Raw genomic sequence first — 25,143 nt, forward strand, 5'->3', positions numbered from 1 at the left:
TATGACAAGTTTTAATTTATCATTCAGTAAATTTGTGGTTTAATATACATGCATCCATATATCAGATGATAACCAAAGAACAAGTACTAGAAGCATTATCATATGTAGAGGAACCAGATTTGAAAAAAGATTTGGTTACACTCAATATGATTCAAAATATTGTAATTGAAGATCAAAAAGTATCTTTTGAAGTTGTTTTAACGACACCGGCATGCCCGCTTAAAGATCATATTGAACATGCCTGTCGAAATGCAATCGCACATTTTATTGACAAGAACATTGCAGTAGATGTTCATATGACATCACGCGTGCTGGGTAAAGAGGGAAATCAACTTTTAGGAATCAAAAACATCATACTCGTTTCTTCTGGAAAGGGTGGTGTGGGCAAATCTACTATTGCAGCAAATCTTGCTTTATCATTACATGCTAAAGGGGCAAAGACTGGACTTTTAGATGCAGACATCTATGGGCCATCACTTCCTATTATGTTTGGGCTTGAGGGTGAAAAACCTCAGTCAGTGCAACATGAAGATGGCACTGTCAAAATACAGCCAATAGAAAAATTTGGAATCAAGTTATTATCTATTGGATTTTTTACGGATCCAAATCAACCTATTCCATGGAGAGGGCCTATGGCGACATCTGCTATCAAACAATTGTTAAATGATACAGACTGGGGAGATCTAGACTATTTAGTAATCGATATGCCCCCAGGCACAGGGGACATCCATATAACTGTTGCTCAAAACTATCCTATAGCAGGTGCGGTTATTGTAACTACACCACAACAGGTTGCTTTAGCAGATGCTATTAAGGGCATGGGTATGTTCTTGATGGATTCCATAAATATACCATTATTAGGTATTGTTGAAAATATGGCATATTTTACTCCTGCCGAATTACCTGAAAACAAATATTATATTTTTGGCAAAGGTGGTGGAATGCGATTGGCCGAAGAATACAAAATACCTTTCTTGGGTGAAATTCCATTATTAAAAGGAATATCTGATGCGGGTGATAATGGCTTTCCAACTGCCATAGATGCAGAAGATCCAACAACAAGGGCATTTATTACAATCGCTGAAAAAGTAGCGCAACAATTGTCTATCATACAAGCCGTAAGATAGCTGTTGACATCATATCAAAAATAAAGGGTCTCATTATAGAATGAGACCCTTTATTTTTGATCTTTATTCGATCGTTAAAATCGAATACTTCACTTCAACTTAGATATTATTTTAAGTTAAGGACAACTGGACAGTGATCAGAATGTATCGCCTGATTTAATATTGTAGCGGATTCAATTCTATCTGCTAAAGCAGTTGATACCATATTATAATCAATACGCCAACCCAAATTTCTAGCACGTGCTCCTGCGCGATAACTCCACCAGCTGTAGTGATGCGGATCTGGATTTAAGTGACGGAAAGAGTCAATATAACCTGAGTTTATAAAATTTTCCATCCATTCTCTTTCTTCTGGTAAAAAACCTGAAGAGTTAGCATTTGACTTCGGATTGTGAATATCAATAGGACGGTGACAGATATTATAATCTCCGCACACAATCAAATTTGGTATCTCTAATAAAAGCTGATTGGAGTAATTCTGAAAATCAGCTAAAAATCGATATTTAAAATCTTGACGAGTATCACCAGTAGTGCCAGATGGAAAATAGGTACTCATAATAGATAAATCATCAAAATCGGCACGAATGATTCGTCCCTCAAAATCATAATCTTCATGTCCACAACCGTATTCAACATGTTTAGGTGTTATTCGAGTAAATATAGCCGTTCCACTATATCCTTTTTTCTGAGCAGGATACCAGTAATGTTCATATCCTAACTGCTCTAATAATGCTATTTCAGGGATCTGATCTGGAGTAGCTTTTATTTCTTGCAAGCAGACAACATCTGCATTGACTTCTTTTAACCAACCTAGCCAATCTTTTTTAATCGCTGCACGCAGACCATTCACATTATATGTAACTATTTTCAAAGCAAAAATCTATTTGGAAATTAATAATCAGAAGAAGAAAACATATCAGCAATCTTAGTGAATAAACCATTTTTAGGTTTTAATCCTTTTAATTCACGTTCCAAATTAATTGCTTCTCTCTTCGTCAATAACTTAACATACATTCGTTCGTCCGTTATAGGGCGATCATTTTTGTCCGTCTTCACATCAGCAATCGCATCAATCACTTCTATTCCATTGATCAACTCGCCAAATACAGTATAATTGCCATCTAAGTGTGGTGTTCCCCCTACTGTTGTATAGGCAGCACGTTGTGCTTCCGTAAATTTGACACCTTTCATTCGCAAAGTTTCTAAACTATCCAAACCTGCATTTGTAAACTTTTTCCCTTGGACAATATAGAATTGTGATGCTGAAGAAGCTTTTGCAGGATTATCATCACGTGCAGCTCCTAGAGTTCCTTTTTTATGAAATAATCCTGATTGAATTTCAGAAGGAATGGTATAACTTGGCCCACCTTCTCCCAGTTGTTGACCTGGCTTTGCATTTTTAGAATCAGGATCCCCCCCCTGAATCATAAAATTATGTATCACCCGATGAAAAAGCAAGCTATCAAAATAATTTTCCTTCACCAATTTGATAAAATTGTCCCGGTGTTTAGGTGTCTCATTATAAAGCTTCAAAACAACTGTCCCTTTACCCGTTTGGATACGCACATATTTATAAGCAGGCTTCGCTGCAAATAGTGCGATCGATAAAGCACAAAAAAATACACTTAAAATAATCCTTTTCATTATAATCTATTAAATGACGTTTAGCTCTTGGAAATAATCTATGATCAAAGACTTGATGATCAACTCCTGTTCTAATAAAGTATAATTAGGAATTGGTTTAACTAGCTCCCAATGTGGCCAACCTTGTTCATCCAATCCTTTAAGTTCATAAAAGCCCATCGCGCTAAAAAGACGGCAATTTGCGATATGCATCAATTCCTCTTTTTCTCTCTTCGAAAAAGTCTGCGGACCTTTCCCTAATTCCTGGACACCAATCAAAAATAAAAATACTTTTAAATCGGGTAAATCCATATCAAATGATTGAGCAATCTCATGTTGCAAAATCACCCATTTTTTATTTACTTCTGACGCATTCATATAAATACAACTATAGATATAGACACAAACTTAGATAAATTGTGTTTTATATACTAATATATCCAGAGTGAATATGAAACATAGTACATTCAGATTATTAAATTTCATGTACAACACCTGACACTTCTCAAGTGTGTAATCTATCTACTAACTTGAAAATAGTACTGAGAGATTTTAAAAGATCTGAAAAACTACCTCCATTCTTGAATTAATTCTTTACATCGGGTTTCGATCATCTGGTAGACAGGTTCAAATAAACGTTCGTCAAAATACGGATCTGGTACAATATCATCAACTAAAAATAAGGATACTTTCTCCTTTTCTTCTTTTGACGATGCTTGTGCCACTACATCTTTATAGTTTTGATGATCCATTACTAGGATATGATCATATATTTCAAATAGACTAGGCTTAAAGTGCATCGCTTTTTGTTGTGAAATATCTACTTTGTATTTTTGAGCAACAGCAATAGATCTATGATCTGGACTTTGACCAACATGCCAATCTCCGGTACCAGCAGACTCAATTGTCCAATCCAATCCTTCCCCTTCTGCTAAATGATTTAAAATACCATGTGCCAATGGCGAACGACAAATATTACCTAAACAAACCATTAAAATTTTCATGCCTAAAAATAGTGATAATATTGAGAGTACACACCCATATTAAAGTAAAAAAGGTGATTTCGAAATCGAAACCACCTTCATAACCAACCTAAATATTTTTAATATTCGATAGGAACATTGATCACTACTGTACTTCCTCGTTCTGGAACACCTTTTAAGCTAACAATATTACGCTTTGTTTTAGCTAATGCTGCCTCAATCTCGTCAACATTATTAACAGGTACACCATTCACTTCAGTAATTACTAGTCCTCTCTCTACTCCAAAATATTCAAAAACTCCACCTTTATTAACTTGTGTCACGACAACGCCTGAATTAACACCCAGTTCTTTTTTCTTTTCAGAAGAAGCAGGTAGGAAACTTGCTCCTAATTTATTATAGATTTCTGTAGCACTTTTACTTGACTTTCCTGCTTCTGCAGCTTTGTTTACCTCTTCTCCCTTTAAGGTCACCGTTACTTCTCGCTCTTTACCATCACGCTTGAAAGTCAATTTTACTTTATCTCCTGGACGTAATCGACCAATAGTTTCTTGTAAAACTGGAGAAGAAGTGATTACTCTACCATTGATCTTTGTAATTAGATCGGCCTTCTGAATTCCTGCAGATTCTGCTGCGCCGCCTTTAACGACATCCTGAACATATAATCCATTGACATCTGTAAAGCCTTTTTCTTTTGCTAATTCAGGATTAATTTCTGTAAAAGTAATACCAATATATCCACGTTTAACATTTCCGAATTCTTTAAAATCGTCAACGATTTTTTTAACTAGATTTACTGGTATTGCAAACCCGTATCCAGCATACACTCCCGTTGGGGAAGCTATTGCAGAATTAATACCTATTAATTCGCCTTGAGCATTTACAAGTGCACCACCACTATTTCCTCTGTTGATAACGGCATCTGTTTGAATAAATGATTCAATTGAAGAATTAGCGACCGGCTGCTCTTGACCTCCATAACCACGAGGTTGTTGTTGGCTTTCTCCTAATATACCGATCTGACGGCCTTTAGCACTCACAATACCTGCAGTTACTGTAGATTGTAAGCCCAAAGGATATCCAACTGCCAATACCCATTCTCCAATATTGACGTTATCTGAATTACCCAATTTTACGACAGGCAATCCCTTAGCGGTTACTTTTAAAAGTGCTAAATCGGTATTTGGATCACGACCAATTACTTTAGCTTCAAAGGAACGTTTATCCGTAAGAACAACCTCAATTTTATCTGCATCTTCCACAACGTGGTTATTGGTTACGATATATCCATCTTCCGTTATGATTACCCCAGAGCCTGAGGCCTGTACGGGTTGTGCTTGTCTTTGTTGACGGCCACGTCCTTGTGGTGTTCCAAAAAACTCTTCAAACATATCAAACGGCGAACCTGATCCTCCTCCTTGAGATGCTTGTCTTGTATATGTTGTCTTGATATGAACAACGCCTGGAGACACAATTGCAGCTGCTTGTGTAAAATCTGGATTTCCTGTTGAAGAAATCACTCCAGTTGGGTTGTTCGCAAAATATACCTTTTGTTTGTCTTCGATAGACATCCCTTCAAACTTTTTACTTTCAAAAAGCTTATACCCCCCAAGGGCTACGGCTCCTCCGAAGACTGCTGTTAATAAAGTTAAACCTACTTTGTTCATAAACTATAGCTTCTAAAATTTTTATTAAATATGATATTCTAAACTCAATATTTACCCCGAAAAACTATTCTACATAAATATAGTAGTTCCTTTTCAAATGTAATACCATTTCAAATTTCTCTGCTAATTAGGCACGTTAAAAAATGTTAATTGGAGTCTTTAAAACATCGTTTTAACAAAACTTAACTTTCGTTATGTTATATGTAACAGAAAAGTTAATTTTGCTAGATAGAATCACTCAAATGGAATCAAAAATTAAATTTTCAAAATATCAAGGCGCTGGCAATGACTTCATTCTAATCGACAATAGAAATCTGCATTTCGATAGCAAAAATGAAGATTTAATCCATAAGCTTTGCGACCGAAGATTTGGTATTGGCGCAGATGGTCTCATGTTATTGCAAGAAAAAGAAAATTTTGATTTTGAGATGATTTATTATAACGCCGACGGAAGACAAGGCACAATGTGTGGTAATGGAGGACGTTGTATTGTAGCTTATGCAAGAGATTTAGGAATCATTCGTGACAACACTGCCTTTTTGGCAGTTGACGGCATTCACAAAGCGAACTTAGACGATAAATTAATTGACCTTCAAATGATTGATGTTCATGAGATAAATCGTGATGGAGATGCTTATGTCATCAATACAGGCTCACCTCACTATATTATATTTGAAAATAACCTTTCTGATTTAGATGTTTTCAGTGCTGGTTATAAAATTCGGAACAATACCACCTATAAAGATGAAGGCATTAATGTGAACTTTATTGAAAAAGAAGGTGAATCGGGTTATTTCTTACGTACATTTGAACGAGGTGTAGAGGATGAAACTTTTGCTTGTGGTACTGGAGCAACAGCTGCAGCAATGACAATAGCATTACATGAAAATAGAAATGGACAGATAACCATACCCATTCGCGTGTTAGGAGGACAATTATACATCTCATTTTTTAAAGAAGATTTCACTTTTACCGAAGTTTACTTAAAAGGCCCTGCAACATTTGTTTTTGAGGGAACAATTTAATTCGAGGATTATAATTGTACCTGCATCAAAATCAATATCACTGAATGGGCATAAACAAAATCGCTGTTTATGCCCATTCAGTATAAATTATTAACAAATATTAGCCACATCATATAGATTAATCTGTATATTAGAAACCTTTTTAGAGGGTACGAATATATTTAATGCAACAAACAAAGTTATCTTCATCATACCGAATTGTTTATTCCATCTGTGAACATCCCTATTTGGGTTATTTAATTGAGCCGCATGCGGTCAAGTTAAATCCCAATGGATCTTATTCACTTCGATATAAACGCGTATTTAGCAATACGGTAAATGAATATGCTCAAGCTGTTGAGGAATTGGACTATAAATTAATTCGGTTACTTGACCAGATCGAGCAAACTAGCCTCATCAAAAAGCATCATAACAAAGTTATTAGACCCGTTGATTTCTTCTCAAAGGTATTTGACAAAAATCTGTATGAAGTCTTGAGAACAAAAATTGATCAGGTACTTATTCAATTTTTTGAAATTGTAGGAGAAAAACCGATCTTCTTAATGAGTAAAGATGGTTATCCTGCTGATCAAAAAGTTCAGATTGCTTCGCAGCCTGCTTCAGTTCTTTTTCATTTTAGAAGAACTGAAGAAGAAACACGATACTTTCCAACCATTAAGTATGAAGACCATCGCATGGAGTTCATGTTCAAGAATGCCCAGGTAATCGTCAATGAACAAGCTTGGATGCTACTGAACAATACACTATTCCACTTCGATCAACAATTAGAGGGAAAGAAACTGAGTCCATTTTTAAACAAAAGATTCATATCCGTATCACGCAGTACAGAGAAAAAATATTTTGAAACATTTGTCTGTAGCTTGATAGAAAAGTATCACGTCTACGCGGAGGGTTTTGAAATAAAAAACCATCAACATAATGCCAATCCAATATTGAAGTTAAATTATCATGAAGAAGGTGATTATCATGTACAGTTACAATTTCAATATGGTCCGTATATATTTTCTTCAGGTAAAGATAATAAAGTCAATGTACGAATGGAGTACAATGAAGAACAAGATCTTTATACCTTTCACCGTATCAAGCGATCTGTTGTCTGGGAAGAAAAACAAGCGCAGATTATAACTGATCTTGGGCTAGAGAGAACCCACCAATATTCGAATGATTTAATACCAAAAGAAATACTGGGAAAGCGATCGTCTATTTTTGACTGGATAAGTCAAAATGATACGGTTTTGAAAGAGAAAGGGTTTGAAATTATACAAGATCTAGCTGAAAAGAGGTTTTTCATTGGTCAGACCTCTATTGATATTTCAATCAATGAAGACAACGACTGGTTTGATATTAAAGCAATTGCAAAATTTGGTCCTTTTGAAATTCCTTTTATTCAATTGAGACATCATATTCTTCATAATATTAAAGAATTTACTTTACCAAACGGAGAAATAGCGATGATCCCCGAAGAGTGGTTTGCACAATACAATCACTTGTTTCAATTTTCTAAAGATAAAAATGAATTAAAATTAAATAAAATTCATCTTGGTCTTTTATTGGAAATTAATGAGCATACCGAACTTACCTTCAGTCGCAAATTAAAAAAGTTAGCTGAATTTGAAGAAATTGCGAATGCACCTCTACCCAAAAATTTCTTAGGGCAATTGCGTCCTTATCAACAAGCTGGATACAATTGGTTTAATTTTCTGCAACAATATAAATTTGGGGGATGTCTTGCAGATGATATGGGTCTAGGGAAAACTGTTCAGACATTAGCCCTATTACAGCGTCAAAAAGAAATCCTGACAACAGAACATGCTGTTAAAACTTCACTATTAATTTTACCGACCTCACTTATTTATAACTGGCAAAATGAGGCAAACAAATTTGCTCCAGATTTACAGATATATCTACATACTGGTAATAATAGAATAAAAAACCCAGAATTACTCACCTCTTATGATTTGGTCATTACCACCTATGGCATTACCCGTATTGATGAGGAATTCTTAAGTCAATTTTATTTTAACTACATCATTCTAGATGAAAGTCAAAATATAAAAAACCCAACATCAAAATCTTTTAAGGCAATTAAAAGCTTAAAAAGTCAACATAAACTCGCGTTAAGCGGAACTCCTGTAGAAAACTCCGTTTCTGATCTATGGACACAGATGCATTTTACAAATCCAGGTCTTTTGGGTAGTTACAACTATTTTCAAAAAGAATTTGTTCAGCCTATCGAAAAAAAGAAAGATGAAGAGAAGGCAAAAAGACTCCAAACGATCGTCAAACCATTTATCTTACGTCGAACTAAAGATCAGGTTGCAACAGAATTACCGCCGAAAACGGAGCAAGTACTCTACTGTGAAATGTCTGAAAAACAGCATGAACTGTATGAAAAAATAAAATCCGAGTATCGCAATGCAATTTTAGATAATCAACTTACAGGAAAAGCAAAATCTAATCAAATTGCGCTATTACAAGGTTTAATCAAATTACGACAACTGGCCAACCATCCTAAGATGGTCGATCAAGATTATACCGGCAATTCAGGAAAATTTGACACGGTCATTGAAACACTGGAAAAAGTGTTGCAAAATGGCAATAAAGTGTTAATATTTTCTCAGTTTGTAAAACAATTGAATATTTTCAAAAGCTATTTTGATAAAAAGAATATCAATTACGCATATTTAGATGGAAGTACTAAAAATAGAGATGAAGCTGTAAGTCAATTTAGAGAAGATAAAGATACCAAACTCTTTTTAATATCAATCAAAGCAGGTGGTGTTGGTCTCAATCTTATTGAAGCCGATTATGTATTTATTCTTGATCCTTGGTGGAACCCAGCTGTTGAACAACAAGCTGTAGATAGATCCCATCGTATTGGACAAACCAAGAATGTTTTTATCTATAAATTCATATCTAAAGATACTGTTGAAGAAAAAATACTTGCGATGCAAAATAGAAAGCGTTCTATTGCTCAAAGTCTAATCACGACTGAAGAAAGTTTTATCAAATCACTATCCGCAGAAGACATACAAGAGCTTCTCGGCTAATATCTAAAGCAGGGAGCCCTATGCAATGCATAGGGCTCCCTGCTTTTAATTTATATAAGATCTATTACTCTGCAGAAAAAGCTATTAGCGCTTTATCAACACGAGCAATAACCTCTTCTTTTCCTAAAAATGAAACAATTTGAAATACATCTGGTCCAAATTTACCTCCTACCAACATAATCCGGAAAGGCATCATCAATTCCCCCATTTTCATCCCTGAAGCTTGAATTGCCCCTTTAAAGAATGTCTCCAAAACTGAAGCATCCCAAGAGTCAAATTTAGAAAATTCGACATTAACTTCTTGAAAGAAAGTCGTTTTCTCCACAGACCACTTCGGCTTGACAGCTGTTAAATCATAATTATCAGGCTGTACAAAGAAAAATGATGCTTGCTCCCAAAAATCAGAAATAAAGGTTAAGCGTTCTTTTACGATGCTCAAAACTTCGGAAATATAGTGATCCGAAACATTTTCAACTTGATGTGTTGCCAATACATCTTTAATCTGCGGTAGTAAAGCTTCATTTGATGTTTTCTTAATCCATTCATGATTGAACCATTTAGCTTTTTCAAAGTCAAATTTAGCCCCAGCTTTGCTTATACGCTCAACCGAGAACTTTTCAATCAATTCCTCTAACGAGAAAAGTTCCTGCTCAGTTCCATCGTTCCATCCAAGTACTCCCAACATGTTGACAAAAGCTTCTGGTAAAAATCCCATTTCGCGAAATCCTTTTGTCACTGTATCAGATTGAGCATCTTTCCAATTCATGGCATACACTGGGAACCCTAATCGATCTCCATCGCGTTTACTCAATTTACCATTTCCATCAGGTTTTAAAATTAGGGGTAAATGTGCCCATTTGGGCATGTATTCATTCCATCCTAAATATTCCCAAAGCAGAATATGTATTGGAGCGGAAGGCAACCATTCTTCGCCACGAAAAACATGGGAAATCTCCATTGCTTTATCATCAACAACAACTGCTAAGTGATAGGTAGGCATACCATCAGCTTTTAATAGTACCTTATCATCAATCAGATTTGTATCAAAACTCACTTGACCACGAATCATATCTGTAAAAGAAATTGTTTCATCCGTAGGAACTTTAATACGAATAGTATGTGAAATACCTGCTGATAGCAACTCCTGAGTTTCCTCGTTCGATAGGCTTAATGAGTTTCTTAAATTTAATCTATTCTCTTGGCTATAGCGAAAATTTGGTTGATCTTTCCGTTGTTCCTCGAGCTCCGCTGCTGTATCAAAGGCATAATAGGCATATCCTTTCTCGATTAATTGCTCAGCAAATTGACGATAAGAAGGTTTACGTTCACTTTGACGATACGGTCCAAAAGGTCCTCCTTTTAATGGACTCTCATCTGGTGTCAAACCACACCAAGCTAAGCACTCATTAATATATTCTTCTGCTCCAGCAACAAAACGTGTCTGGTCTGTATCTTCAACACGCAAAATAAAATCACCTTGATGTTTGCGTGCGTACAAATAATTAAATAAAGCTGTACGAACTCCTCCAAGGTGTAACCCACCTGTAGGACTTGGTGCAAAGCGCACCCTTACTTTTCTTTCAGAACTCATGACACAAAATTACCACAAAATTTTCATTTCAATGAAACTATAACATTGATAACCACAATAAAATAATAAAACTAACAGTTTATCATTAGATATATGTTGTCGACAAAGATTAATTTCAATTAATTCCTTAATTTGCAAAAACAAGATTCCTCATTGGCTTATATGAATCCGTATCAATACAATCAACAACGTTGGAAATTTTTCTTACTTATATTCGCCGCAATTATTGCGGCGGCCTCTCTTTTGTATACCAATTATCTGGTCAAAAATCTATCTAAAGTAGAGCGTACAAAAGCAGAGGTGTGGGCTATGAGTACAAAAAGCATTATGACAATGCCTGATGTGGACGATGAATTTATTACGTTTGTCTATTCTGTAAGAGATAGCCTGGCTGTGCCAGCAATCATCACAGATGAAAAAGAAAATATTGTTTTCTGGAGAGATTTAGATTCCACTAAAACTAACATTAAAACCACTAGCAAAGACAGTACAAATCATCATTTGGAATATGATCCTCACTATTTTGAGAAGCAATTGAACTTTATGAAAAAAAGCCATGCTCCCATTATTTTAAAATTAGATAATGGAGCGAAATGGATGGTGTATTACAAAGATTCGTGGTTTCTTCAACAGCTCAGAGTATTTCCTTATATTCAACTATCGTTAATAGCCATTTTTCTGATAATTGGTTATACTGTATTCAATTCTATTCGAAAATCAGAACAAAATCTCGTTTGGGTGGGATTAACCAAAGAAGCCGCTCATCAATTAGGGACTCCAATATCTTCCTTAATGGGTTGGGTAGAATTGATCAAATTAAAATTTGATGCGGAAAACGATGAAACCCTAAACGAAATGGAAAATGACATTAAGCGACTCGAAATCGTTGCAGATCGGTTTTCTAAAATTGGGTCAACACCTGTTCTTCACAATGCGAATGTATATGAAGTGATTGCATCCTACATTCGGTATTTTAAAGTTAGAACAAGTGACAAAATTATCTTCGAGCTTGTAGGAGATAAACATGTCGAAGCAAAGCTCAATATTCCTCTTTTTGATTGGATTATTGAAAATTTATTAAAAAATGCAGTTAATGCAATTGCATCAGAAGGTAAAATAACTGTTAAAATATCCGAAAATATTGCGAAAGAGGAAATTTTTATTGACATTAGTGATACCGGCAAAGGAATTCCAAGATCAAATTTTGAAACGGTATTTCAACCAGGTTTCACTACTCGTAAACGTGGGTGGGGATTGGGGCTGAGTCTAACCAAAAGAATGGTACATTATCACCAAGGACATATTTTTGTAAAAGATTCTGAAATTGGTAAAGGAACAACATTTAGAATAATATTAAAAAGTAATCTAACATATGAACCCACTGAAATCTGATGAATACCCAGCGGTGTATTCCACGTACATTGAGACCGTAGTCGGCGATGTCATGGAAGTACTGGAAGAGCAAATTTTATCTTTTCCAGCGTTCCTCGATACCATACCCGAAGAAAAAGGCGATTATCGTTATGCTGAAGATAAATGGTCAATCAAAGAAGTTATTGGACATATTTTGGATAACGAACGGATCATGGCTTATCGTGCTCTGAGGTTTTCTCGAAATGATATGAAAGAACTTTTAGGATATGATCAAGAGTATTTTATCCAAAACTCCAGATATGGCGAACGTACATTAGCCTCCTTGAGTAAAGAATTTGTACATCTCAGAAAAGCAAATATGTTTCTTTTTGAAAATTTCAGTGAACCGGAATTGGAAAGAAAAGGAATGGCATCAGAAAGACTAACAAGTGTCAAAGCTTTATTATATGTTATTGCAGGACATTTGAATCACCATCGTATCATCATTCAAGAACGTTATTTTAATTCCAACAATGTCCATGATCTGGTTTCAGAATTACAGCACTGAACAAATAAATAGCATCCTTGATCAATATATGACAGGCTTGCTTGAAATTAAGGCTATAGCGATTGACGATAATTCAATTACAGCAACAATGCCTGTCAATAATAAGACAAGACAACCATTTGGAATTTTACATGGAGGAGCTTCTGTAGTATTGGCAGAATCTATCGGTAGTATCGCTTCTAATCTAATTCTTGACCCCAATGTACAAAAGGGAGTTGGACTCGAAATTAATGCCAATCATTTACGTCCTGTAGCAACAGGATTCGTGACAGCTGTTTGTACTGCTGTACATATTGGAAAGCAAACACATATCTGGGATGTCCGCATCTCAGATGAATCTGGAAATCTCAATTGTATATCCAGATTAACGGTTGCCATTATACCAAAATAATTTTATTTTAAAAACAAATGGCTTCTTCAGTTGTCTTCGTATAAAGAAAACCAACTGAATTTGGTTTGCTAATACGGTTTTAAAAAAGGGAGGTTCGTACTAGGCATGAAACTCCCTTTTTCTATTAAAAATATTACTAAATAATCTCAAAATCCCCCTTTTTTATTTCCAATATTGAATTTATTTAATTAGTCTTGTAATGAAAAGAATTGATTTTTTATTATAAACCAATATCAATCGATTGTGTAAACACATTTTGAATAGAGACAAAAAAAAAATCAACATTTTCTAATTTTTAATCTAAAAAAACAATTAATTGATACTAAAAAAATGAATTCTCAACCAAATTCAGGAAAAACAGCATTTCGCCCCATGGCAATGTGTTGCGCCTTATTCTTCATTTTAGGATTTGTCACTTGGGCAAATGGAACTCTTATCCCATTCTTAAAGATTGCCTGTAATTTAGAAACAGATTTACAAGCCTTTTTTGTAACATTTGCTTCTTACATCGCTTACTTCTTTTTAGCAATCCCAAGTTCTTGGATTTTGAAAAAAATTGGCTTCAAAAATGGTCTTGTTCTTAGTTTAGTTCTTCTTGGCGTAGGCTCTCTAATTTTTATACCAGCAGCTGATAGCAGAAGCTATATTCTATTCTTAACAGGTATTTTTGTTCAAGGTTCAGCAATGGCATTACTCCAAACTGCTGTAAACCCCTATTTAAGTATCATTGGCCCAATTGATAGTGCAGCGCAAAGAATATCAATTGCTGGTTTCTTCAACAAATCAGCAGGTATCATTGTTCCCTTAATTTTCGGAACTCTATTCTTAAAAGATTCCTCTGCTGTCACAGCAAAACTAGAAGCTGCGGTTGATATGGACGCAAAAAATGCCATCTTAGATTCTTTACTACAACGTGTCCATACCCCTTATATCACACTAGCAGTCATATTTGTTCTATTTGCTATCGTTATTAAAATAACACATTTACCAGAAGTAGATGTTAACGCAGAAGAAGAACATACAGATGAACACGGTGCTGTTGTTATCAAAGAGAAGAAAACAAGCGTATTCCAATTCCCACATTTATTCCTAGGTTCATTAGCTATATTTTTCTGTGTTGCAGTAGAAGTAATGGCGGGTGATATTATTGGCGTTTATGCGAGAGAATTGAATATTCATGGAGCATTAGTTACCTATGCGACGACATTTACGTTGGGCTGCATGCTGTTAGGTTATATTGTTGGTATTATTGCTATACCAAAATTTGTTTCTCAACAATTAGCACTACGTATCTGTACCATGGTGGGTATTTTATTTACCGTTATTTCCGTATTTACTACAGGAATTACATCCTTTATATTTGTAGCCTTATTAGGTATTGCCAATTCATTGATGTGGCCAGCAATTTTTCCACTTGGTATTAAAGGTCTAGGTCGTTTCACTAAAACAGGTTCTGCGATTATGATTATGGGTATTGCAGGTGGAGCTATTTGGCCTTTGATATATGGTTATTTAAAAGACAATTTACATGTTGATTTTCAACATGCATTTCTTTATGCCATGGTTCCTGCTTATCTATATATCTTATACTTTGCAACTAAAGGTCACAGAGTCGGGCAGAAATAAAAAATACTAATTACAATCAAATAGCGATTATTTCTTGAAAATAATCGCTATTTTCTTATACCCTAAATATGAAAAAATCGTTTTATTGTTTACTATTTGGTCTATTCATTTATGCCCAACTGGGCTATTCCCAAAGAATAAATGAGTTAAAAGACCCTAAAGCTCCTCAAACAACTGAAAAGTGGAACAATTTAAAAGAGAAAAGTAATTTCGCTTTTAGCACAGCTGATTACAGCTATTCTAAAACAAACCCGCCAACAGCAGAAACATGGAATAAATCATGGAATACAAAAGCTTGGAAGGGCGAGAAAATACATACACAATTGGTATTTTGGAGCAACCAAAATCATGATAAAATTGAAGTGAGTTCTTCATCTTTAAGAAATAGTGAAGCAAAAGAAATCGGAACAAAAGATATTGCCATTGGGTATATTTCTTATGTAATGACAGACCTCCCTGGAGATCTAACAAATGGTTGTGGTATCAGTAAAGTATTAGATTCGGCATTAGTTGCAGACCGTATTACTAATCAATCAACTTTTGAATATGATAAAAATACAACCAGACCCCTCTGGTTAAGTATACAAGTTCCCCGTGACGCGCAGGCGGGAATCTATAAAGGGTCACTTACACTAAAAGGTACAAATTATTATACAACTATTCCTTACACAGTAGAAGTATTGACACATGTACTACCAGAAGCAAAAAATTGGGCTTATCACTTAGATCTTTGGCAAAACCCTTACTCTATTGCGAGACAACATGAAGTCGAGCTATGGTCTTCAGCACACTTCAATGCCATGAAACCATATTATGAAAGGTTACGGGACGCTGGCCAAAAAAACATCACTGCAAGTATCATCAACGACCCTTGGAATGGACAAACTTATGATAAATACCAAGCTATGATCAAATGGACAAAAAAGAGGGATGGCTCTTGGTCATACGATTATAGCATTTTTGATAAATGGGTAAGTTTCATGCGTGAAATTGGTATTTCAGAATATATCAATTGTTATAGTATGATTCCATGGAATATGAATTTTCAATATTTTGATGAAACATCGGGTAAATACCAAATTCTCAAAGTTAAAACAGATGATCCAAAATATAGAGAACACTGGTTACCCTTATAAAAGATTTTGCAAGGCACCTAAAACAAAAAGGATATTTTGAATGGACTACAATCGCAATGGATGAAAGACCACTTGAAGATATGAAACGCGCAATAGCAATCATTAAAGAAGCTGATCCACAGTTCAAATCATCCCTTGCAGGTGCATATCATCCTGAAATTTCAGATAATTTTGCAGATTATAGTATTACCTTAGGAGAAGATATGTCTCCTCAAATCTTAAAAGCCCGCAAAGAGAAAGGATTCAAAACAACTTTCTATACGTGCTGTTCTGAAATTTTCCCAAATACATTTACCAATTCTGGTTATCAAGAAGCAACTTGGTTAGCTTGGCACAGTTTGCAAAGAGGCTTTGATGGCTACCTAAGATGGGCATTTGATTGTTGGAATACAAATCCGAGTCAAGACACTCGTTATGGAACCTGGTTAGGTGGCGACACTTATTTTGTATATCCGAACAACATGACATCTATTCGTTTTGAAAAGTTAATTGAAGGTATTCAAGACGTTGAAAAAATAAGAATTTTAAGAGATCAATTGCCCCCTGCTCAATTAGAAAAGTTAAATAAAGCAATTGCAGGATTTACAAATAAAAATATTATTCAAAATGCAATTCCGAAGCAACTTAAAGAAGCTAAAGCAGTATTAAACAGCTTATAGAACGATGAAACAAAGACCGTTGAAATGATTTATCGGTCTTTGTTTTTTAAAATCAAAAATTCTTTATTCTGATTATTTACCAGTATTTTAGTGAAAATTAAACATTTTCAGAATGAAAAAATCTATTTTAACACTGTGTGCAGCAACGTTACTTACATTTAGTCTATCTTCGACTTCTTTTGCTCAAGTAAAACTACCACAAGCTAGTAGCACCACTTCCATCACACAAGGATTAGGAATTAAAAATCTATCACTTTCTTATCAAAGACCAAATATTAATGGACGTGTTATATTTGGTGGTTTAGTTCCTTATAATGAAGTTTGGAGGACTGGAGCAAACAACATTCCTGTTATTAAATTCGAAGAAGAAGTTACAATAGAAGGAAATAAAGTTCCTGCTGGTACATATGGTATCTTAACCATTCCTACTCAAGGAGAATGGACGATCATCCTCACTAAAAATAGTAATCAATGGGGAGCTTATACATACGATAAAAAAGACGATTTGCTCCGTTTTAATGTTAAGTCTACAAAACTTTCCAACAAAGTAGAAACATTTACCATGCAGTTTGAGAATGTAACTACTAATGCCGCGACATTATCATTAGCTTGGGAAAATACATATACCAAGTTTACGATAAAAGTAGATCAAACTAAAGAAATCTTAGCAAACATTGATGAAGCGATGAAAGGGGATAAAAAACCTTATCTACAAGCCGCACAATTTTATCTAACTAACAATCTTGATCTCAATAAAGCATTGGTTTGGGCTAATGAAGCTGAAAAGGGAAATCCTGAAGCTCCTTACATTCGTTATTGGAAGGCAAAGATCCAGTTAAAAGCTGGTGATAAAAAAGGCGCTATTGCTACTGCAAAAAAAGGACTAGAAATTGCTCAAAAAGAAAACAACACAGAATACGTTAAATTAAATACACAGGTTATTCAAGAAGCCAGTAAATAGAATTAAGTTATAAATGCCCTTTTTTTTGGAAAAAGGGCATTTATAACTCTTCTTTAAGTAATTCGGCCAATTCCTCATGCGTAATATTCATATTGACATTACCATCTTTAGCAAATGATATTTCACCTGTTTCCTCCGATACAATAACAGCAACAGCATCCGAAACCTCTGTTACTCCAATAGCAGCGCGATGGCGCAAGCCAAACTGCAAAGGTAGATCTTCGCTATCTGATAAAGGTAAAATACAAGAAGCTGACATAATTTTAAAATCTACTACAACAACAGCTCCATCATGTAAAGGGCTATTTTTATTAAAAATACTTTCTATTAAACGCTTAGAGATATGTGCATCAATATATTCACCACTGCTTTGGTAATATTCCTCATCAAAGTATTTAGAAAAGACTAATAAAGCACCTGTACGAGACTTCGACATACTACGACAAGATTCAATAATAGGTTTAAGATGTTCAGAATTATCTTTCGCAACAGTGCGTTTACTTACCAAAAATGACCATAAAATTTTCTTTCGTTTCATCGAGATATTCTTTCCGATATGCAATAAGAATCGCCGGATTTCTTGTTGAAAGACCACAATCAAAGCGATTGATCCCACAGAAATAAATCCACCAAATATCTCGGTCAACAAACGCATGTGCATTTGCTTAACAATAATATAGATACCGTAAAATAAAGCAACACCAATTAAAATGTTAACAGCGATGGTGCCACGGATTAAACTATACACATAGTAAATAATAATCGCTACTAAAATAATATCGATGACATCCAATAAACGGAAACCTCTAAACAGACTATAATCAAATCCTTCCATATTGATGCAAGTTAAAAAAAATCAAATAAAGAATATGCTCTTTATCAAGCAAATTAGTGTTAATATAAGCATGCATTCAAATAGTTTTGTATTTTTACTTAAAAGATTGGAATAAACATGACCGCACTATCTGTAAACATCAATAAAATAGCTACTCTCCGTAATTCACGGGGAGGAAACAACCCAAATGTATTAGCTGCAGCTTTAGCCTGCGAACGCTTTGGTGCAAATGGAATCACTGTTCATCCAAGACCGGACGAACGTCATATTCGTTATACAGATGTTTTTGATTTGAAAGCCAATATTCAAACAGAATTAAACATCGAAGGCAATTGTCAAGAACAGAAATTTATTGACCTCGTCCTAGCCAACAAACCCGCACAAGTGACATTAGTACCAGATGTAGAGGGTCAGATTACTTCAAATCATGGGTGGGATACGATTAAACATAAGGCTTATTTAAGTGATATGTGTAAACTTTTTAAAGATCAGGGCATTCGAGTATCCATATTTGTTGACCCAGATGAAGATATGGTAGAGGCTGCTGCTGAAACAGGTACAGATCGAATTGAACTATATACCGAATCGTACGCACAAGCATTTTTAGAAGAAAGAGATGAAGCCATTAGACCTTATTTTCATGCAGCTTTAAAAGCTAGAGAAGTAGGATTAGGAATTAACGCCGGACACGATCTTGATTTAAACAATTTAACCTATTTTAATCAGCATATTCCAGGATTACTAGAAGTTAGCATTGGGCATGCACTTGTCGCAGACGCACTTTACCTTGGATTGGAGGAAACTATAAAAAGATACCTAAATGCATTGAAATAAAAAGAAAGGGCTTTACACAGTGTAAAGCCCTTTCTTTTTTATGATGCTATGTTATTCTATTCCTTTGAATATCCTATTCCATCTTATTTTAGATAATCCAGAACCTAATTCATCAAGACTCAACCAAGTAAATAATGCTTTACCGACTATATGATCCTCTGGAACAAAACCCCATCCACGTGAATCTAATGAATTGTGTCTATTGTCACCCATCATCCAATAATAATTCATTTTAAAGGTATATGAATTAGCTTTAACCCCATTGATATAAATCCCATCGGTCTTATTCTCTAACTTATTTCCTTCATATACAGTAATTGCACGCTCATAAAGTGGCATGGTTGCACTATCTAATTGTACTGTCCAACCTTTGCTAGGAATTTTAATTGGGCCAAAGTTATCAAAGTTCCAGTTCAGAGCAGATACATGTGGAAATGTTCCATCTTCATTCTCACCAGCTTTACGAATATTTGGTACCACTTCTTTGACATTCATCCAGCCTTTAACCATTGCAGCTTCATCTGCTGTCATAAAAACCTGATAAATATTAGGTTGACCGGTGTCTACTGTTTCTAATCGTTTACCTCTCATGACGCGCATATCTAATCCCGTTTGATCTGTTACCACGATATAGTCCAATTGTCCCTCTGGAGGATTAAAGCCAGGTTTACCATTCACATATAATACCGCATTTGACATGGAAACTTCATCACCTGGCATACCTACACAACGCTTGATATAATTCTCACGTTTATCAACAGGTCTGTTATAAGGAGCATCTGCTTCCATAGGATAATTAAATACAACAACATCATTTCTTTTGATGTCCTGAAATCCAGGCAAACGTTTATAAGGTAGTTCGATTAATTCAGAATAAGCTTTTCCACCTGTCAATGGCATCGTATGGTGCGCAAAAGGAAATGCCAATGGCGTCATCGGGACACGTGGCCCATAGTTTAGCTTACTGACAAACAAAAAGTCACCAACTAGCAACGTACGTTCCATTGAACCTGTTGGAATCATATAAGCTTCAATCAAGAAACCACGAATCAAAGAAGCGGCTACAGTTGCAAAAACAATTGCATCAGCCCATTCTCGAGCCATTGATTTTTTATAAAAATATTTCTTTTTAAACTCTTCAGAATTAGGATTTCCTAAGTACTTGACTAAAGGATCATTAGCCCATATGGGCAATACGATAAATGGAACTAAAACAGCCGCAGCATTTTCCCAAAATCGTCTTTTCCCAAATGCCTTTATCAAATCTAGGTATAGACCATAAAATATAAAGATATTTACAATCGGTACTAGTAATAAGATTACTATCCATTTTGCACGACCAGTCAATTGAGCCATCACATACTCCCGATAAAATGGAACTAGTGCTTCCCACCCCTGTCTGCCTGCTTTAACAAATAATTTCCAAAGCCCATAATGGGCTACAACTGTTAAGAAGGCAAAAATAATATACCACATAAGTTTCTCTAAGTTTTATTTTTTAATAACCTAATATTTCAATTAGTATCATACCTATTAGGTTCGTTACAGAACCACGTAATTTTAACGTTAAAAAGTGAATTGCATTACCTATTAAAATCAAACATTTCTGTTACTTGATAGAATCCTTGTTTTCCAAATAACCATTCAGCGGCAATTACAGAACCTAAAGCAAAACCATCGCGATTATGTGCCGTATGTTTAAATTCGATCTGATCAACTTCCGAACTATACACAACCGTATGTGTTCCTGGTACCTCTTCAATCCGGTGACTTTCTATCAATAATTCGTTTGCTTTAGGGATGATCTCCTCTTCGCCATCGCCTACTAAAGAATTGACCCAAGCTGTTTTAACATCACTATTATTCAAAATTCCTTCAGCTATTGTAATAGCAGTTCCGCTTGGAGCATCTAATTTATGGATATGATGAATTTCTTCTACTTGCACATCGTATGCTTTATAAGGCTGAATTGCTTTGGCTAACATTTTATTGATGTGAAAAAAAATATTTACACCAATCGAAAAATTAGATCCATATAAAATCGAACCATCAACAGATAGACATCTCTCTTTAATCGCATCAAGATGTTCATACCAGCCAGTTGTTCCCATCACGATAGGAAGATTAGCTTCTAAACACAACTCCATATTCGATAATGCAGCCTGAGGTACACCAAAGTCAATCGCAACGTCCGCGCCTACTAAATTAGCCACAGTAATTAGGTTACGATTTTCACTATTGACAATCAAATGAATCTCATGCCCTCTCTTCTGAGCAAATTTCTCAATAATTTGGCCCATTTTGCCGTAGCCGAATAATACAATTTTCATATCTTTTTCAGATCATATTTAATAAAGAAGACCAAATTAGTATGTTGCAGTCATGCTTGAATACAAATTTAAGTTATATATTTTTATTTTATTTTCATGGATAATTTCAATCCAATATTTGGAACAGCATTATAAGCAAAATTTGTCGATGGTCCCTGTAAAACTGTAGGCCTAATTGTAAATGTTAACTTTTCAGAGTTAATGCTCCAACGATTTTTAATCATGGAATCTACATAAGCTTCAGCAACATTTAATCCGTATAAACCCACGGTCAAAAGCACCATGAGGTCACGATTACGGCGAGCATAATCCTTTGCACTGATAAGACCTTGGGTTTGAGCTCCTGCATATGCGGGATTATTTACCGCATTATTATTTTTATAACGGTAATCGAGTTCTGCAATAAGTTCTTTATAGTAACGATTATTAAAATCAAATACAAGCGCTGTAGATACAAATCCTCCGTAGATGATTGGTATTTTAATCCACCACAGACCTTTGTTTGTATACTGTCCCCATCCAGGAAGGATCAAAGATCGTTTCCAAGCTGTCGCAGTTTTTGCTTCAATAGCAAGACGTGTAGAATCCTTAAAAATTTTTGGAGTTTTTGCTTCTTCTTCGGCTTTTTCTCTCCGCTTTCTTTCTCTACGGCTTTCTTTTTTTATTGTATCCTGTACGGCTGAAACCTTTTTAGTTGAATCTGATACAGCAATAGTTTTTAAAGCCACTTTTCCTTTAGAATCAACTTTCTGTGCTTGTGCCACAAAAAATATAAAAATTGAAAACAATAAGCTGATCGCTCTATACATCTTACCAGTCTAATAATTCCAAAATACGACTCAGATCATCTTCGGATTCAAAAGGAATTTCAATTGCTCCCTTTCCTTTTGCACTCTTCAGATTTAACTTGACCCGAGATGAAAACTTAGATGCCAAATCATCTTCAATTTTTTGAAATTGAAAAGATTTAGGTGCATTTTTATCCTTTTGTGTTTTCTTTTTTATTTCCGTTTTGAATCTCGCGAACAAGTTCTTCTGCCTTACGTACAGACAGCCCTAAATCAACAATTAATTTGAAAATATACAATTGTTTATCAACCTCTGCAACATTAATAAGTGCACGAGCGTGTCCCATTGTCAATTCTCCGTCGCGGATAGCCGCTTGAATGACTGGCGGTAATTTTAATAGGCGCAGATAGTTAGTTACAGTAGAGCGGTTTTTACTTACCCGTTCCCCCAATTCCTCTTGTTTCAAATTACACTCTTCGATCATACGTTGAAAACTCAAAGCCACCTCGATAGCGTTCAGATTTTCACGTTGAATATTTTCGATCAAAGCCATTTCCAACATTTGTTGGTCATTAGCTGTCCGGATATAAGCAGGAATTTCAGTGATACCTGCCAATTTTGAAGCCCTGTAACGACGCTCTCCCGAAATTAACTGATAACTATTTTCACCGATTTTCCGAACAGTAATGGGTTGAATCAAACCTTGCAGTAGGATCGATTCAGAAAGTTCTTGCAATGCTTGGGGGTCAAAATCAGTACGGGGCTGAAATGGGTTCATTTCAATAGCATCCACATTTACCGTACTAATATTCCCAGATTCTTTTGATTTTTTTGGAGCCTCTATTCGAGATATTTCCGCATCTGAATTCCGTTCAGGCAGATCGGTACTATCATTTAATAAGGCACCTAATCCTCTTCCTAGACCTGTTTTTCGCTGTTGTGCTGCCATATTATAGTGTAACTGTTGAATCTAATTCTTTTAGATGTCCGTTCTTATGTAAAATTTCTCTAGCCAAATTTAAATAGTTGATAGCTCCTTTGCACGATGCATCGTGCATTATAACAGAAATACCAAAACTTGGGGCTTCACTCAATCGCGTATTACGCTGAATGATTGTATCAAATACTAAATCCGTAAAGTGTGTTTTGACCTCTTCTACCACTTGGTTGGATAAACGAAGACGTACATCGTACATCGTCAGCAAAATACCTTCAATTTCCAAACTGGTATTTAAACGTGTCTGAACGATTTTAATCGTATTCAATAATTTGCCTAATCCCTCAAGTGCAAAATACTCACACTGTACTGGTATCACAACCGAATTAGATGCGGATAATGCGTTAATGGTAATCAAACCGAGAGAAGGAGAACAATCAATAATGATAAAATCATAATCATCTTTAACCTGATCTAAGATTTTTTTCATCTTATATTCACGTTCGTGCATATTGATCATTTCAATTTCAGCACCAACCAAATCAATATGAGCGGGTAATAAATCTAGGTTAGGGGTCTCTGTAGCTTGAATTGCATCGCGAGGATCCAAATCATTTACCAAACATTCATATATACTTTCCTTAATCGTTCTTGGATCAAATCCAATTCCAGAAGTAGAGTTTGCTTGCGGATCAGCGTCAACCAATAAGGTTTTATATTCTAAAACAGCTAAACTAGCCGCCAAATTGATTGATGTTGTCGTTTTACCAACACCACCCTTTTGATTTGCAATTGATATAATTTTACCCATTTCGAATGAAATTCTTTCTTTATAAAATATTACTTTGTGAATCTAAAGTCACAAAAAAGGATTATTCTGTTCATTCATAAATTCTTCCTTGTAAAAAACACTTAAATGGTGCTTAATTTATTACTTTTGAAAGTATCTAAAGGAATAGATCCTCAAGATGCTAAGATACAAAAAATCAGGATATACATCCACTTTGTTCGGCGGGTTTTTATAAGTTACAACTAGACAATGATTTTAATAATTTCGGGAACGAATCGTCCCAAAAGTAAGACACTAAAAATTGCACAATACTATCAGAAGCAGTTAAAAAAAAGTGGCGAAAACTGTCAAATATTACCTTTAACAGATCTGCCTGCAGATGTTATTGTTTCTGATTTGTATGGTCAGAGAAGCGACGAATTTCAAAAGATACAACAACTTGTCTCCGATGCAGATAAATTTATTTTTATCACGCCAGAGTATAATGGAAGTATTCCTGGAGTACTTAAGATTTTTATAGATGCATGTAGTTTTCCAATTAGTTTTTATCATAAAAAAGCGGCATTAGTAGGCATTTCATCTGGGCGATACGGCAATTTGAGAGGAATAGATCACCTCACAGGGATTTGTAATTACTTACGGATGCATGTCTTACCTTTGAAAATATTTTTACCACAAATCCAAAATGAAATTAATGAGGAATACACTTTTATTCATGATGAAACAATTAGAGCCATAGATGAGCAAATTGAAGAGCTTATCCACTTTTAAAAAATAGAAGAAATTAAAATAGCCAATGCCACTCACATTGGCTATTTCATTTAACTCGAATTACATTCCAAATTTTCGTATTTTGTTTCAAAAACCA

21 protein-coding genes and 2 pseudogenes are annotated in these 25,143 nt (G+C 35.1%); 11 read left to right on the forward strand and 12 right to left on the reverse strand.

Going from position 1 to position 25,143, the window contains the following annotated elements; translation table 11 throughout:
- Window positions 1-65 precede the first annotated feature (65 nt).
- A complete protein-coding gene (locus AC06G9_RS19680) occupies window positions 66-1,127 on the forward strand; it encodes an Mrp/NBP35 family ATP-binding protein (RefSeq protein WP_480956982.1) in 1,062 nt (353 codons plus the stop codon).
- A gap of 106 nt (window positions 1,128-1,233) precedes the next feature.
- Here the strand turns inward: AC06G9_RS19680 and AC06G9_RS19685 are convergent, their stop codons facing one another.
- The 5 genes from AC06G9_RS19685 to AC06G9_RS19705 all read right to left on the reverse strand — a co-directional run bounded on the left by AC06G9_RS19685 (window position 1,234) and on the right by AC06G9_RS19705 (window position 5,400).
- Window positions 1,234-1,998 (reverse strand): exodeoxyribonuclease III, encoded by a 765-nt coding sequence (locus tag AC06G9_RS19685; protein ID WP_480956983.1) that lies wholly within the window; start codon window positions 1,996-1,998, stop codon window positions 1,234-1,236.
- Window positions 1,999-2,018: 20 nt separating this feature from the next.
- Entirely contained in the window at window positions 2,019-2,771 is a 753-nt protein-coding gene (locus tag AC06G9_RS19690) for a peptidylprolyl isomerase (protein WP_293925304.1), read from the reverse strand.
- A gap of 9 nt (window positions 2,772-2,780) precedes the next feature.
- The gene (locus AC06G9_RS19695; protein WP_045752903.1) at window positions 2,781-3,128 is read right to left on the reverse strand and encodes a hypothetical protein; all 348 of its coding nucleotides are present in this window, start codon (window positions 3,126-3,128) and stop codon (window positions 2,781-2,783) included.
- 191 nt (window positions 3,129-3,319) lie between these two features.
- Window positions 3,320-3,754, reverse strand: coding sequence for a low molecular weight protein-tyrosine-phosphatase (locus tag AC06G9_RS19700; RefSeq protein ID WP_480956984.1), 435 nt, complete (start codon window positions 3,752-3,754; stop codon window positions 3,320-3,322).
- Between the two features lie 98 nt (window positions 3,755-3,852).
- Window positions 3,853-5,400, reverse strand: a complete 1,548-nt coding sequence (locus AC06G9_RS19705) for a Do family serine endopeptidase (RefSeq protein ID WP_260948111.1) — start codon at window positions 5,398-5,400, stop codon at window positions 3,853-3,855.
- Window positions 5,401-5,642: 242 nt separating this feature from the next.
- Here AC06G9_RS19705 and dapF point away from each other — a divergent pair, with 242 nt between their 5' ends.
- Both dapF and AC06G9_RS19715 read left to right on the forward strand, forming a co-directional pair.
- On the forward strand, window positions 5,643-6,425 hold the full coding sequence (dapF, locus tag AC06G9_RS19710) for a diaminopimelate epimerase (protein WP_094773320.1): 783 nt from the start codon (window positions 5,643-5,645) through the stop codon (window positions 6,423-6,425).
- A gap of 164 nt (window positions 6,426-6,589) precedes the next feature.
- Window positions 6,590-9,475, forward strand: coding sequence for a DEAD/DEAH box helicase (locus AC06G9_RS19715; protein ID WP_293925303.1), 2,886 nt, complete (start codon window positions 6,590-6,592; stop codon window positions 9,473-9,475).
- A 64-nt stretch (window positions 9,476-9,539) separates the two neighbouring features.
- On the opposite strand, the gene gltX is transcribed toward AC06G9_RS19715, so the two are convergent.
- Window positions 9,540-11,066 carry a glutamate--tRNA ligase gene (gene gltX / locus AC06G9_RS19720; protein ID WP_480956985.1) on the reverse strand — a complete coding sequence of 509 codons (1,527 nt, stop codon included), beginning with the start codon at window positions 11,064-11,066 and terminating at the stop codon, window positions 9,540-9,542.
- 162 nt (window positions 11,067-11,228) lie between these two features.
- On the opposite strand from gltX, the gene AC06G9_RS19725 reads away from it, so the two are divergent.
- From AC06G9_RS19725 to AC06G9_RS19750, 6 genes and pseudogenes are all read left to right on the forward strand, one after another.
- On the forward strand, window positions 11,229-12,458 hold the full coding sequence (locus AC06G9_RS19725; protein ID WP_045752897.1) for a sensor histidine kinase: 1,230 nt from the start codon (window positions 11,229-11,231) through the stop codon (window positions 12,456-12,458).
- Window positions 12,439-12,987, forward strand: a complete 549-nt coding sequence (locus tag AC06G9_RS19730; RefSeq protein WP_045752896.1) for a DinB family protein — start codon at window positions 12,439-12,441, stop codon at window positions 12,985-12,987. The genes AC06G9_RS19725 and AC06G9_RS19730 overlap by 20 nt, the downstream gene beginning before the upstream one ends.
- Window positions 12,959-13,378, forward strand: coding sequence for a hotdog fold thioesterase (locus AC06G9_RS19735; protein WP_346568354.1), 420 nt, complete (start codon window positions 12,959-12,961; stop codon window positions 13,376-13,378). Before AC06G9_RS19730 ends, AC06G9_RS19735 begins: the two co-directional genes overlap by 29 nt.
- A 330-nt stretch (window positions 13,379-13,708) precedes the next feature.
- Window positions 13,709-15,004 (forward strand): sugar MFS transporter, encoded by a 1,296-nt coding sequence (locus AC06G9_RS19740; protein ID WP_248755511.1) that lies wholly within the window; start codon window positions 13,709-13,711, stop codon window positions 15,002-15,004.
- 68 nt (window positions 15,005-15,072) lie between these two features.
- Window positions 15,073-16,799, forward strand: a pseudogene (locus AC06G9_RS19745) (DUF4091 domain-containing protein).
- 112 nt (window positions 16,800-16,911) lie between these two features.
- The gene (locus AC06G9_RS19750) at window positions 16,912-17,760 is read left to right on the forward strand and encodes a DUF2911 domain-containing protein (protein ID WP_248755509.1); all 849 of its coding nucleotides are present in this window, start codon (window positions 16,912-16,914) and stop codon (window positions 17,758-17,760) included.
- A 40-nt stretch (window positions 17,761-17,800) separates the two neighbouring features.
- Here AC06G9_RS19750 and cdaA read toward each other — a convergent pair whose 3' ends face one another.
- Entirely contained in the window at window positions 17,801-18,595 is a 795-nt protein-coding gene (gene cdaA / locus AC06G9_RS19755) for a diadenylate cyclase CdaA (RefSeq protein ID WP_045755791.1), read from the reverse strand.
- Between the two features lie 117 nt (window positions 18,596-18,712).
- Here cdaA and AC06G9_RS19760 point away from each other — a divergent pair, with 117 nt between their 5' ends.
- Window positions 18,713-19,429 (forward strand): pyridoxine 5'-phosphate synthase, encoded by a 717-nt coding sequence (locus AC06G9_RS19760; RefSeq protein WP_045755792.1) that lies wholly within the window; start codon window positions 18,713-18,715, stop codon window positions 19,427-19,429.
- A 51-nt stretch (window positions 19,430-19,480) separates the two neighbouring features.
- On the opposite strand, the gene lepB is transcribed toward AC06G9_RS19760, so the two are convergent.
- The 5 genes and pseudogenes from lepB to AC06G9_RS19785 form a co-directional block, all read right to left on the reverse strand.
- On the reverse strand, window positions 19,481-20,905 hold the full coding sequence (lepB, locus tag AC06G9_RS19765; RefSeq protein ID WP_480956986.1) for a signal peptidase I: 1,425 nt from the start codon (window positions 20,903-20,905) through the stop codon (window positions 19,481-19,483).
- A gap of 107 nt (window positions 20,906-21,012) precedes the next feature.
- On the reverse strand, window positions 21,013-21,759 hold the full coding sequence (dapB, locus tag AC06G9_RS19770) for a 4-hydroxy-tetrahydrodipicolinate reductase (RefSeq protein ID WP_480956987.1): 747 nt from the start codon (window positions 21,757-21,759) through the stop codon (window positions 21,013-21,015).
- Between the two features lie 83 nt (window positions 21,760-21,842).
- Entirely contained in the window at window positions 21,843-22,568 is a 726-nt protein-coding gene (locus AC06G9_RS19775; protein ID WP_045755795.1) for a DUF5683 domain-containing protein, read from the reverse strand.
- Window position 22,569: 1 nt separating this feature from the next.
- Window positions 22,570-23,497, reverse strand: a pseudogene (locus AC06G9_RS19780) (ParB/RepB/Spo0J family partition protein).
- A gap of 1 nt (window position 23,498) precedes the next feature.
- The gene (locus AC06G9_RS19785; RefSeq protein WP_045755797.1) at window positions 23,499-24,296 is read right to left on the reverse strand and encodes a ParA family protein; all 798 of its coding nucleotides are present in this window, start codon (window positions 24,294-24,296) and stop codon (window positions 23,499-23,501) included.
- Between the two features lie 228 nt (window positions 24,297-24,524).
- On the opposite strand from AC06G9_RS19785, the gene AC06G9_RS19790 reads away from it, so the two are divergent.
- Window positions 24,525-25,046, forward strand: coding sequence for an NADPH-dependent FMN reductase (locus AC06G9_RS19790; RefSeq protein WP_045755798.1), 522 nt, complete (start codon window positions 24,525-24,527; stop codon window positions 25,044-25,046).
- Window positions 25,047-25,143: the final 97 nt, after the last annotated feature.

This window comes from Sphingobacterium sp. MAE, from assembly GCF_056711605.1.